The sequence below is a fragment of the Mycobacterium sp. IDUB_17 genome (assembly GCF_055419465.1).
In genome coordinates this window covers 627,554-640,008 of record NZ_JBVAXS010000001.1, presented here as the reverse complement: position 1 = coordinate 640,008, position 12,455 = coordinate 627,554, and the positions used below count along the sequence as shown (strand labels likewise).

Sequence of the window (12,455 nt, the reverse complement as noted above, 5' to 3'; positions counted from 1 at the left end):
ACCGAGGCGCCCGAGCCGATGGCCGGCGGCAACGCCGGCATGGGTGCCGAGTATCTGGAAGTCCGCGGTCTCACAGTAGATTTCGACGGGTTCAAAGCGGTCAGCGATGTCGACCTCACCCTGTTTCAGGGTGATCTGCGCTTTCTGATCGGCCCCAACGGGGCGGGAAAGACGACCGTCATCGACGCCATCACCGGCCTGGTGGCAGCCACCGGTTCAGTGAACAAGTCGGGTGTGGAACTGCTCGGTAAGAAGGTGCACCAGATCGCCCGACTGGGCGTGGGCCGCACATTTCAGACCGCGAGCGTGTTCGAACAGCTGACGGTGTTGCAGAACCTCGACATCGCGGCGGGCGCGGGCCGTTCGCCGTGGACACTGCTGCGCCGCCGGCGCGGCATCCTGCCCGCGATCGAGGAAGCACTGGAAACCACCGGGTTGGCAGACCTGGCCGACAAACCCGCCGGCGTACTGGCTCACGGCCAGAAGCAGTGGCTGGAGATCGGCATGCTGCTGGTGCAGAACGCCGATGTCCTGTTGCTCGACGAGCCGGTGGCCGGGATGAGCCACGAGGAACGTGAGGAGACCGGAAACCTGTTGCGCCGCATCGGCGGAACCCGCACCGTGGTCGTGGTCGAGCATGACATGGATTTCATGCGGGCATTCGCGACCTCGGTGACGGTGCTGGCCCGCGGCCAGGTGATCGCCGAGGGTTCGGTGGCCGAGGTGCAGGCCAACCCGAAGGTCCAAGAGGTCTACCTCGGCACTGCCGCGGCCGGCGTGGAAGGAATCTCCTGATGCTCGAACTTCTCGATGTCCGAACCGGTTACGGCCGATCCGAGGTGATCCACGGCGCGAGCATCGCGGTGCCGTCCGACGGTGTCGCGGCGGTGATGGGTCACAACGGCGCAGGCAAGACGACGCTGCTGCGGGCGGCCGTCGGACTGCTCAAATGCACTGCGGGCAAAGTGCTTTTCGACGGTGAGGACATCACCAGACTGCGGCCGAGTGCGAGGGTGGCCCGGGGCCTGGCATACGTACCCCAGGGACAGCAGTCCTTCGGCCAGCTGACGACCGCCGAGAACCTTCAGGTGGTCGCCGATGGCCGGCGTAACGGCAAGGCGCTGATCGATGAGCAGCTGGACCTGTTCCCCGCCCTCAAGGAACTGCTCAACCGGCGGGCCGGTCTCCTGTCGGGTGGCCAGCGGCAACAACTCGCGATTGCCCGGGCATTGATCACCAGCCCCACGTGCCTGATCCTCGACGAGCCGACCGAAGGCATCCAGCCGTCGGTGGTGGCCGAGATCGAAGCCGCGATCACGTCGCTGACCGCACGCGGCGATCTGGGCGTGCTGCTGGTGGAGCAGCACATCGGGTTCGCGCTGGAATCCGCTCAGCGTTACTACATCCTGGAGGCCGGCCGCATCACCTCGAGCGGCACCGGTGGCTCGACTTCAGAAGCCGACGTCCGGGCCGCAATGGCCATCTGACCCCCTGCACCGCGGGGCGATGGGTCAGGCCAGCCGGGAAAGCACCTCGGCCACAACGGAATCGGTGGCGATATCCACCTGCTCGCCGGTCGCGAGATCCTTGAGCCCGATGGTGCCGGCCTCGATGTCGCGGTCGCCGGCCACGAGCGCGTACTTGGCGCCCGAACGGTCGGCCGCCTTCATCGCACCCCTGAGCCCGCGGTCGCCGTAGGCCAGGTCCACCCGCACGCCGCCGGCCCGCAGCCGCGCGGCCAGCTTGGCCAACTCCAGCTTGGCGGCGTCGCCCAGCGGCACGCCGAACACCTCGACGCCGCCGACACCGGTCACCGACTTGCCCTCGGCCTGCAATGCGAGCAGCGTGCGGTCGACGCCGAGCCCGAAGCCGATGCCGGACACGTCCTGCCCGCCGAGCTGACTCATCAGGCCGTCGTAACGCCCGCCTCCGCCGATGCCGGACTGCGCGCCCAGCCCGTCGTGCACGAACTCGAATGTGGTCTTGGTGTAGTAGTCCAACCCGCGCACCATCCGCGGGTTGATCACATACGGCACACCGAGACCGTCGAGGTGCGCCTGCACCACCTCGAAGTGGGCCTTGGCACTATCCGACAGATGGTCGAGCATGAGCGGCGCGTCGGCGGTCATCTCCCGCACGTGGGGCCGCTTGTCGTCGAGCACCCGCAGCGGGTTGATCTCGGCGCGACGCCGGGTGTCTTCGTCGAGGTCGAGCTTGAACAGGAAGTCCTGTAGCAGCTCCCGGTAGGCCGGCCGGCAGGTGTCGTCGCCCAGGGAGGTGAGCTCGAGGCGGAAGCCGTCCAGACCCAGTGACCGGAATCCGGCGTCGGCGATCGCGATCACCTCGGCGTCGAGCGCCGGATCATCGACGCCGATGGCCTCCACCCCGACCTGCTGCAGCTGGCGGTAGCGTCCGGCCTGGGGCCGTTCGTAGCGGAAGAACGGCCCCGAGTAGCAGAGCTTGACCGGCAACGCGCCCCGGTCCAGCCGGTGCTGGATCACCGCGCGGATCACGCCGGCGGTGCCCTCGGGCCGCAGGGTCACCGAGCGGTCGCCCCGGTCGGCGAACGTGTACATCTCCTTGGACACCACATCGGTCGACTCGCCCACACCTCGGGCGAACAGCGCGGTGTCCTCGAAGATCGGCAGCTCGATGTCGCCGTAGCCGGCGCGGCGCGCCGAAGCCAGCAGGCCGTCCCGGACCGCCACGAACTGCGCCGACTCCGGCGGTAGGTAATCGGGCACGCCCTTGGGCGCCTGGAATGCAGATGTCACAGAGTCAAACCTTCGAGAAACGGGTTGGTGCGGCGTTCGTGCCCGATGGATGTGCGCGGGCCGTGTCCTGGTAATACCACGGTGTCGTCGTCGAGTACCAACAGCTTTGTCACGATCGACTCGAGCAGGTCGCGTCCGCTGCCACCGGGCAGGTCGGTGCGGCCGACCGAGGACTTGAACAGCGTATCGCCTGTGAAAACAGTCCTGTCGACCCGGAACACCACCGATCCCCTGGTGTGCCCCGGGGTGTGGTCGACGGTCACCGAGAGGCCGCCGAAATCGAGGGTCTGACCGTGCCGGTCCAGCTCAATCAGCTGTTTTGGCTCGGAGAGCAGCACACCGAACGCCAGGCGGGACAGCCGCCCAAAGACGGCGGGCCCGAAATCCTTGATCGGATCGGTCAGCATGAACCGGTCCTCGGGGTGGATGTAGGCAGGACAGCCATAGGTGTCGGCCACCTTCTGGGCCGACCAGATGTGATCGATGTGACCGTGCGTCAGCAGGACAGCTGCCGGGGTGAGCCGGTTCTCGTCGAGAATCCGGCTCAGCCGGTCCATGGCCCGCTGGCCTGGGTCGACGACGATCGCGTCGGCCCCTGGCCGCTCGGCCAGGACATAGCAGTTGCATGCCAGCATCCCGGCCGGGAATCCGGTTATGAACACGGCCCCAGTTTCCCACGGCCGCGCCACCACCTGCGGTTCCCGCGGGTCGCAGACCCAGGACCCAGGCTCGCCTGGCAGACTCGTCACCAATCCCGACCGCCCACAAGGAGGACTGCCGCGGTGCCGACCAACAAAGAACGGCGTGAGACCGCCAAGCGCAAGCTGGAGGAACAGCTGGAGCGCCGCGCCGCCCAGGAACGCAAACGTCGCATCCTGACCATCGCGGGCTCAGCCGCTGCGGCAATCGTCGTCATCGCGGCCGTCGTGGCCACGTTCGTGTTCACCAGCAAGGACTCGGGCAGCACCACCGCCTCGGCGGACACCACCACCGCGACGTCGGGGGCGCCGGCCCAGCCTGCTGCCAACGGCCAGCTGCCGGCCTTCGTCGCACCCGCCGACCTCGGCGCCAACTGCCAGTACCCCGCCGCAGCTGCGGCCAGCAAGCCCGTCGAACCGCCGAACACCGGCAAGGTCCCCACCGAGCCGGCCACCATCAGCGTCAGCATGGTCACCACCCAGGGGAACATCGGGCTCCAGCTCGACAACGCCAAGGCGCCGTGCACGGTCAACAGCTTCGCGAGCCTGGCCTCGAAGAACTACTTCAACGACACCCCGTGCCACCGGCTGACCACGGGCGGCCTGTCGGTGCTGCAGTGCGGTGACCCGACCGGCCAGGGCACCGGTGGCCCCGGCTACCGGTTCGCCAACGAGTACCCGACCAACCAGTACCAGCCGGACAACCCGGCGCTGCAGCAGCCTGTGCTCTACCCCCGCGGCACGGTGGCGATGGCCAACGGCGGGCCGAACACCAACGGCAGCCAGTTCTTCCTGGTGTACCAGGACTCGCAGCTGGCACCGAACTACACGGTGTTCGGCAAGATCGACGAAACCGGTCTGGCCACGCTCGACAAGATCGCCGCAGCCGGTGTCGCCGGCGGCGGACCGGACGGCGCACCGAATCTGCCGGTCGAGCTGAAGTCTGTGGCCCTGGACTAGTCCGCCGTTGACTGTCCCGCCCCCTTACAGCGGCTACCAGCCGGACGATCCCGGTTACGCGCCGGGTTATCCGATGGGATATCCGGCTGGTTACCCGCCGCCTGCCCGCACCAACGCCATGGCCGTCGCGTCACTGGTGTGTGCCGTCCTCTTCGCGCCGCTGGGCATCGTCTTCGGGCACATCTCGCTGTCGCAGCTCAAGCGCAGCGGTGAACAGGGCCGCGGCATCGCGATCGCGGGCCTGGTCATCGGGTACGTGATGACGGCGCTGGCGATCGTGGCGCTGGTGTTGGCCGTGGTGTTCGCCTTCATCGTCGTCAAAGCCGCGGAGGACATGCCCCGGCACGACCGCTACACGGCCTCCCCGGGTTCAGAGCAACAACTGCCGGCATTCACGCCGCCGGCGAACCTCGGCGCCAACTGCCAGTACCCGGCCACCACCGAACCGGCCACCAAGCCGGTCCGCCCGCCGCGCACCGGCACGGTGCCGACCGAACCGGCCACGGTGGAAGCCGGGATCGTCACCGATCGCGGCAGCATCGGCCTCAAGTTGGCCAATGGCAAGGCGCCGTGCACGGTGAACAACTTCGCCAGCCTGGCCTCCCAAGGATTCTTCGACGGCACCCAGTGCCACCGGCTGACCACCGGAGTCCTCTCGGTGCTGCAGTGCGGTGACCCGTCGGGCAGCGGAACCGGTGGGCCCGGTTACCGGTTCCCCAACGAGTACCCGACCAACCAGTACCGGCTCTCCGACCCCGCGGTGCAGCAGCCCGTGGTCTATCCGCGGGGCACCGTGGCGATGGCGAACGCCGGGTCGGGAACCAACGGCAGCCAGTTCTTCCTGGTGTACGAAGATTCCCTGCTGCCGCCGACGTACACCGTGTTCGGCACCATCGACAACACCGGGCTGGACACCCTCGACGCGATCGCCGCCGACGGGGTCGCCGACGGCAGCGACGACGGCGAGCCCGCCACATCGGTGACGATCAAATCCGCCAGCTTGGGCTGAGCGGCGAGGCGTTCCGACGTACTGACCGGTGCGCCGGCGGGTCCTATGCTCACCGGTATGGATCGCGGCAGCCGGGATTCGGGCATATCCCTGGCTGAACTGCTGGCCGCGTTCTCGCTTGCCATGGATCTCGGTCTGGGGCAGCCGATGGAGCACGTGCTGCGGTCCTGGCGACTCGCCGCACGCCTGGGCGAGCGTGTCGGACTGATCGCCGAGCAGCGAGCCGATCTCTACTACACGGCGGTGCTGGGCTGGGTGGGCTGCATCGCCGACGCACCCGAGGTGTCGGCCTGGTTCGGCGATGACATCGCGTTTCGCGCCGACAGCTACCGCGTCGATCTCCGCGGGCTGGGCGGGGCGACATTCATGCTGTCGCACGCCGCTTCGGCCGGCCCCCTGCTCAACCGGGTGCGCAAGACCGCGACGCTCATCGCGACCGGTGGCCGCGACATCGAGCACGGGCTGATGTCGCACTGCCTGAACACCTCGACGATGGCCGAGCGGCTCGGTCTCGACACCGCCGTCGGTGACGCTCTGCGCCAATTCTTCGCACGGTGGGACGGCAACGGGGTGCCCGCCGGCCTCGGCGGCGACGCAATTGCCTTGCCGATGCGACTCTTTCACCTCGCCGACGTGGCCGAGGCGGTACACCGAGACGCCGGGGTGGACGCCGCCGTCGCTGTCGCCACGTCGCGTCGCGGCACCCAGTTCGACCCGGCCGTGGTCGACGCATTCTGTGCAGCGGCAGGCGATCTGCTGTCCGACGGCGATGACGAACCGGACTGCCACGATCTGATCGCCGCCGAGCCGGCGCTGCAGCGACGTCTCACCGACGACCAACTCGACTCGGTACTGGAGGCATTCGCGGATTTCACCGACCTTCGATCGCCACACCGTGCCGGACATTCGCGCGGCGTGGCCGAACTCGCGGCGCAGGCCGCAAAGATCGCCGGCCTGGCCGCGGGCGACACCGTCCTGGTTCGTCGCGCCGCGTTGTTGCACGACATCGGCCTGCACGGCGTACCCGCCACGATCATGGACAAGCCCGGGAAACTCAGCGCCTCCGACCACGAGCGACTGCGGCTGAGTTCGTACTACACCGAACGGGTTCTGGCCCGACCCGGCCCGGTGGCGCGCATCGGTGCGGTGGCGGCGCTGGCCTATGAACGTATGGACGGCTCGGGGTCGCACCGCGGCCTGTCCGGACCGTCGATCCCGGTGACCGGACGCATCCTCGCCGCCGCGGATTGCTACCACGCCATGACTGAGCCGCGGCCGTACCGACCGGCATTGTCCGCCAAGGCCGCCGGCGCTGAACTGCGGGCCGAGGTCCGGCGCGGACGGCTGGATGCTGCCGCAGTCGACGCCGTTGTCGAAGCAGCGGGCGGCCCCCGGCATCGACGCCGCGTGGGTCCGGACGGGCTGACACCGCGGGAAATCGAGGTACTGGGGCTGATCGCCCGTGGCGCGTCCACCCGGCAGGTCCGAACACACTGGGGATCAGCCCGAAGACGGCCGGCACCCACATCGAGCGCATCTACACCAAGACCGGTTCATCGACCCGCAGCACCGCCACGCTCTACGCCGTTACGCACGGCCTGCTGGACACGCTGGCCGAAGCCGAAAAGTAGGGCGAATGCCCGACGACACCGGGCTTGTGCGCTCCTAGCGTTCACCTCACGAACCGAACGAGAACCCGTAGTGAGGACCCACGATGTCGACGACCATGCTGAATCTCGCTTCTCCCCTGTCCAATCTGCCCGAACACTGCGGACAGGCGCCGTGGCCCGACCACGAATACGTCAAGGGCTGGGGCGTTTTCGGGCTGCCCTTCGACAGCGGCCATGTGCTGGCTCTCCGGGTGTTCCCGGAGAACGACTTCGGGCCGTATCGCACCGTGTGGCACCGTGACCCGGCCGGGCGATGGTCGATCTTCGTGCACGGCGACCGCCTCGACACCGCATGCCCCCGCTACTACGGACCGGCGTGTGCCTACACCGGCTTCGCCGAGATCACCGTGGACTGGACCGGGCCCGCATCGCTACGTGTCACGGTCGACACCCCCGCACTGGACTGGACGCTGACCGCCACGGCGGGGCCGGTGCTGCGCGCCATGAACGCGGTCAGCCGTCGCCTACCGCTGAGTACCTGGCGGCCTCGGCCGCTGGTGCGGGCGCGCGAGATCCTGGCCGCGGGACTGGGCATGGGTCAGGTGCGCATGACCGGCGTCATGCCGAGCGGGCACGTCGGAACCCTGATGCCCCAACAGATGTACCTCATCACGAAGGCGTCAGCCACCCTCGACGGCCACGACTTGGGCCGGCCGACACGCCTGGCCGCCAACCCCGTCATCGGTGAGGTGACACTGCCCGCGCGCGGCGTACTGGCCGTCGGTCAGGCGATGTGGCAGATCCCGGTACCGGGTGTCAGGCCGCCGACGTGACGCGGTAGACGTCGTACACGCCTTCGACATTGCGCACCACGCTCAGCAGGTGGCCCAGATGCTTGGGATCGCCCATCTCGAACGTGAACCGGCTGATCGCGACCCGGTCGTTCGACGTCGTCACCGACGCCGACAGGATGTTGACCTTCTCGTCGGCCAGCACCCGGGTGACGTCGGAGAGCAGACGGTGCCGGTCCAGCGCCTCGACCTGGATGGCCACCAGGAACACCGACGACGGCGACGGCGCCCAGTTGACCTCGATGATGCGTTCCGACTGTTGTTGCAGCGACGCCGCATTCGTGCAGTCGGTGCGGTGGACGCTGACCCCGCCACCGCGGGTCACGAAGCCCATGATGGTGTCGCCGGGCACCGGCGTGCAGCACTTGGCGAGCTTGGTCAGGGTGCCGGGCGCTCCCGGCACCGCGACGCCGGTGTCGTCGGTGCTGCGCTGCCGCACCGGCATGGTCAACGGGGTGGACCGCTCGGCGAGTTCGTCCTCGGCCGCATCGTCGCCGCCGAACTGGGCGAGCAGACGCTGCACGACGTGGCGCGCCGACACGTGACCCTCGCCGACCGCGGTGTACAGCGCCGAGACGTCGGCGTAACGCAACTCCCGCGCCAGCGCGCCCATCGAATCGGCATTGATCAAGCGCTGCAACGGAAGTCCACCACGGCGGACCTCCCGCGCGATGGCGTCTTTACCGGACTCCAGGGCCTCTTCGCGGCGCTCTTTGGCAAACCACTGCCGGATCTTGGCCTTTGCCCGCGGCGACACCACGAAGGTCTGCCAGTCGCGCGACGGACCGGCGTTGGGGGCCTTCGAGGTGAACACCTCGACGACCTCACCGTTCTCGAGCTTGCGCTCCAAGGCGACCAGCCGGCCGTTCACCCGGGCCCCGATACAACGGTGCCCCACCTCGGTATGCACCGCGTAGGCGAAGTCGACCGGGGTCGAACCCGTCGGCAGGTTGATCACATCGCCCTTGGGGGTGAAGACGAAGATCTCTTTCACCGCAAGGTCGTAACGCAACGACTCGAGGAACTCGCCGGGGTCGGCGGCCTCCCGCTGCCAGTCCAGCAGCTGGCGCATCCAGGCCATGTCGTCGATCTCGGTTACGGCGTGACTGTGCGGAACCCCGTTGCGGCCCTTGGCTTCCTTGTAACGCCAGTGCGCAGCGATGCCGTACTCGGCGGTGCGGTGCATGTCCCGGGTCCGGATCTGCACCTCCAGCGGCTTGCCCTCGGGGCCGACCACCGTGGTGTGCAGCGACTGGTAGACGCCATAGCGCGGCTGGGCGATGTAGTCCTTGAACCGGCCCGCCATCGGCTGCCACAAGGAGTGCACGACGCCGACTGCCGCGTAGCAGTCACGAATCTCGTCGCACAGGATCCGCACACCGACCAGGTCGTGGATGTCGTCGAAGTCGCGCCCCTTGACGATCATCTTCTGGTAGATCGACCAGTAGTGCTTGGGCCGGCCCTCGACGACCGCGTTGATCTTCATCGCGCTCAGCGCCACGCCGATCTCGGCGCGCACCTTGGCCAGGTAGGTGTCGCGTGACGGCGCCCGGTCGGCGACCAGCCGCACGATCTCCTCGTACTTCTTCGGATGCAGGATCGCGAACGACAGATCCTCAAGCTCCCACTTGACCGTCGCCATGCCGAGCCGATGCGCAAGTGGCGCAATGACTTCCAGTGTCTCGCGGGCCTTGCGGGCCTGCTTCTCGGGCGGCAGGAACCGCATGGTGCGCATGTTGTGCAACCGATCGGCCACCTTGATGACCAGTACCCGTGGGTCCCGAGCCATGGCGATGATCATCTTGCGGATCGTCTCGCCCTCGGCGGCCGAGCCCAGCACCACCTTGTCCAGCTTTGTGACCCCGTCGACGAGGTGGCCCACCTCGGCGCCGAATTCGGCGGTCAACGCCTCCAGGGTGTACCCGGTGTCCTCCACGGTGTCGTGCAGCAGCGCGGCCACCAGCGTGGTGGTGTCCATACCGAGCTCGGCCAGGATGTTGGCCACCGCCAGCGGATGGGTGATGTAGGGGTCACCGGACTTGCGGAGCTGGTCGGCGTGACGTTGCTCGGCGACGTCGTAGGCGCGCTGCAGCAACTGCAGGTCGGCCTTCGGATAGATCTCGCGGTGTACCGCGACCAAGGGCTCCAGGACCGGGTTGACCGCACTGCGCTGCGCGGTCATCCGGCGGGCCAGTCGCGCGCGCACCCGCCGTGAGGCGCTGGTCTTCGTGGCGTCGGGACCGGTGGCGCCCGGCAACGCCGGCGGCGACTGCACCGCCTGGCCCGCAGCCGCGTCCGTACCCGTATCGCCGGCCATCTTCACCTCCCGGTTTTCGCTCAGAATCCGAGGATATCCCTCACACCGTGTGCAGGCTGCTGACCCTCAGCGGTGCCACCACGTCCCGGCCGCCCAGGTCCGTCAATTCCAGCACCACGGCGGCGCTGAGCACGTTGGCCCCACTCGCCTCGAGCAGCTGTCGTGCCGCTAGCAGGGTCCCGCCGGTGGCCAGGACATCGTCGATGATCACAACGTTGCGCCCCGCGATATCAATCCCGTCGGCCGGGATCTCCAGCGTCGCACTGCCGTACTCAAGCTGATAGGTGACGCTGTGCACCGGAGGCGGCAACTTCCCGCCCTTGCGTACGGCCAGCACACCGACGCCGAGCCGCGTCGCGACCGCGGCACCCAGCAGGAACCCCCGCGCGTCCAGGCCGGCGACCAGATCGGCGTCGACCGCGGTGGCGGCCAGGGCGTCGGTGACCGCGCACAGGCCCCGCGCATCGGCCAACAGCGGGGTCAGGTCCTTGAACTGCACGCCGGGCTCGGGAAAGTCGGGGACCTCCCGGATCAGTTTCTTGACCAACGATGAGATGTCCTGGCTCATGTGGACAGCTTCCAACGGTCCATGTTCCAGCCTGCACCCCACCGGGTCGGATTGCTGCTCACGGCGTACATCTTCGTCGATGTGAGTACGGTGCGCTGCTGGCGGTACAGCGGCAGGGTCGGCATGTCGTTCCACAGGATCGGTGCGCCCTCCCCTGCCAGCCGGGCCAGTTCCTTCGGATCGGTCGTGACGGCCTGTGCATCGATGATGCCGTCGACCCGCTCGTTGACGTAGCCGGGCAGGTTGTTGCCGTTGCCGGAGTGGAACGCGTAGGCGTCGATGGCCGAAGAACCCGAGGAGCCGCTGCCCGCGGCCCCGCCGGTGCTGGCCAGCAGTCCGTCGAACTCGTTGTTCCGCAATGCCACCGGCCCGGCCGTTGCCGATCCGGCGTCCTGCACGGTGATGCCCGCTGCGGCGCATGATTTCGCGATCGCGCCGACGGTCGCGGCCAGCCTCGCGTTGGGCGTCTGATACCCGATGCGTACCGTCAGCGGCTTGTTGTTGAGCGCGGCGCGGGCTGCGTCGGGGTTGGCCACACCGAATTGCCCGGCCTCGCCGACGTTCTCGGCCGCGCTGAAGGCGTCGTCACTGACGGGACTCAGCCGGGAGTTGATGATCGGCGTCGCGGCGTTGCGGGCGATCACGTCGCGCGGGGTGCACAGCGCGACGGCCCGGCGCGCCGGCGGGGCGGCCAGCGGACCGCCCGGCGCGAAGATCAACTGCTCGATACCGGCCGACGGGCTCTCCATGCTGACGTAGTCGTCGGGCAGGTTGAGCAGGCCCGAGGATCCGGATTCGATGTCGACGACGTCGAAGGAGCCCTGGTTGACCCGCTCCTGGATGTCAGCCCCGCGTGGCCACACCGCGATCCGGTTGGTGACCGCCGGGGTGCCCCACCACTTGTCGTTGGCGACGAGAACCACCACGCCGTCCTTGGACACCGAGTCGATCCGGTACGGGCCCGAGGACGGGAACCGTTTGAGGTCGAGGTCCGGTTTCAGATCCCAGACGGTGTTCCACGCCTCGGCGATCCGGGCGATCGTCGGCTGGTCGCCGTTCTGCAGCGCGGTAACCACACCCCCGTCGCCGAGGTCGAGCTCGTCGGCGATGACGTGCGCGGGCATCAGCGAGGTGGCCGCGAACAAATGGCCGTAATCGAGGAATCCGCGGTCCTGGGCGAACGACACCCGGGCCCGTTTCTGGCCCGGTTCGCAGTCCACCGACCCGATATCGCGGTAACCCGCTCGGCTGGCGGCGTCGAACCCGGGAAACCGCCCGGACTGTGCGCCCCAGGCCAGCACCAGATCGTCACAGGTGATCGGCTTGCCGTCGGAGTAGACCGCCTTGTCGCTGATCACGTAATCGAGCACCAGCGGAGCGCGACCCACGACCGACACCGAGCCGAAGTCGTTGTCGGCGACCACCTGGCCTTCGGGCCCGTGATAGGCGAACCCGGTCAACGCCCGGGCGAACGCCTGCGGCCCGGCGGATGCGGCTCCCGCCACGGTGTTGGTGTTGTAGGTGGTCAGGGAGCCGTCGACGGCGTAGTCGATCGCGTCAGCCGCGCTGTCCGAACACGCCGCCAATCCCATCGCGACGACCACGGACAGCGTCGCCGCCGTCACCGCTGTCCGTGCCCGGGCGATGGCCCGCCACTGAACCATGCGG

General features: G+C 68.4%; 11 protein-coding genes. 6 read left to right on the top strand and 5 right to left on the bottom strand.

The annotated features are described in order from the left end of the window. Positions 1 to 39: 39 nt before the first annotated feature. A complete protein-coding gene (gene urtD / locus ACZYZ7_RS03200; RefSeq protein ID WP_286175283.1) occupies positions 40 to 795 on the top strand; it encodes an urea ABC transporter ATP-binding protein UrtD in 756 nt (251 codons plus the stop codon). After that, positions 795 to 1,487, top strand: coding sequence for an urea ABC transporter ATP-binding subunit UrtE (urtE, locus tag ACZYZ7_RS03195; protein ID WP_450069039.1), 693 nt, complete (start codon positions 795 to 797; stop codon positions 1,485 to 1,487). The genes urtD and urtE overlap by 1 nt, the downstream gene beginning before the upstream one ends. A 24-nt stretch (positions 1,488 to 1,511) precedes the next feature. Here urtE and hisS read toward each other — a convergent pair whose 3' ends face one another. Both hisS and ACZYZ7_RS03185 read right to left on the bottom strand, forming a co-directional pair. Continuing rightward, a complete protein-coding gene (gene hisS, locus ACZYZ7_RS03190) occupies positions 1,512 to 2,774 on the bottom strand; it encodes a histidine--tRNA ligase (protein WP_463740182.1) in 1,263 nt (420 codons plus the stop codon). Continuing rightward, positions 2,771 to 3,436 carry an MBL fold metallo-hydrolase gene (locus ACZYZ7_RS03185; RefSeq protein ID WP_135453997.1) on the bottom strand — a complete coding sequence of 222 codons (666 nt, stop codon included), beginning with the start codon at positions 3,434 to 3,436 and terminating at the stop codon, positions 2,771 to 2,773. The genes hisS and ACZYZ7_RS03185 overlap by 4 nt, the downstream gene beginning before the upstream one ends. A 120-nt stretch (positions 3,437 to 3,556) precedes the next feature. On the opposite strand from ACZYZ7_RS03185, the gene ACZYZ7_RS03180 reads away from it, so the two are divergent. From ACZYZ7_RS03180 to ACZYZ7_RS03165, 4 genes are read left to right on the top strand one after another with little or no spacing between them, the layout of a single operon-like run. After that, positions 3,557 to 4,432: a peptidylprolyl isomerase gene (locus ACZYZ7_RS03180; protein WP_463740181.1), complete on the top strand. Its 876-nt coding sequence runs from the start codon at positions 3,557 to 3,559 to the stop codon at positions 4,430 to 4,432. Between the two features lie 7 nt (positions 4,433 to 4,439). Next, complete coding sequence (locus ACZYZ7_RS03175; RefSeq protein WP_450069037.1) at positions 4,440 to 5,441, top strand: peptidylprolyl isomerase; 1,002 nt, start codon at positions 4,440 to 4,442, stop codon at positions 5,439 to 5,441. Positions 5,442 to 5,498: 57 nt separating this feature from the next. Next, positions 5,499 to 7,352 (top strand): HD domain-containing phosphohydrolase, encoded by a 1,854-nt coding sequence (locus tag ACZYZ7_RS03170; RefSeq protein WP_463740180.1) that lies wholly within the window; start codon positions 5,499 to 5,501, stop codon positions 7,350 to 7,352. Further along, positions 7,288 to 7,884, top strand: coding sequence for a hypothetical protein (locus tag ACZYZ7_RS03165; protein WP_463740179.1), 597 nt, complete (start codon positions 7,288 to 7,290; stop codon positions 7,882 to 7,884). Before ACZYZ7_RS03170 ends, ACZYZ7_RS03165 begins: the two co-directional genes overlap by 65 nt. Here ACZYZ7_RS03165 and ACZYZ7_RS03160 read toward each other — a convergent pair. Genes ACZYZ7_RS03160 through ACZYZ7_RS03150 form a run of 3 tightly spaced genes read right to left on the bottom strand, consistent with a single transcriptional unit; the run spans position 7,868 to position 12,451 of the window. Then, entirely contained in the window at positions 7,868 to 10,219 is a 2,352-nt protein-coding gene (locus ACZYZ7_RS03160) for a RelA/SpoT family protein (RefSeq protein ID WP_463740178.1), read from the bottom strand. The genes ACZYZ7_RS03165 and ACZYZ7_RS03160 overlap by 17 nt on opposite strands. A gap of 40 nt (positions 10,220 to 10,259) precedes the next feature. Further along, complete coding sequence (locus ACZYZ7_RS03155) at positions 10,260 to 10,787, bottom strand: adenine phosphoribosyltransferase (protein WP_450069033.1); 528 nt, start codon at positions 10,785 to 10,787, stop codon at positions 10,260 to 10,262. Further along, positions 10,784 to 12,451, bottom strand: coding sequence for an ABC transporter substrate-binding protein (locus ACZYZ7_RS03150; protein WP_135453987.1), 1,668 nt, complete (start codon positions 12,449 to 12,451; stop codon positions 10,784 to 10,786). The genes ACZYZ7_RS03155 and ACZYZ7_RS03150 overlap by 4 nt, the downstream gene beginning before the upstream one ends. Between the last annotated feature and the right edge of the window lie 4 nt (positions 12,452 to 12,455).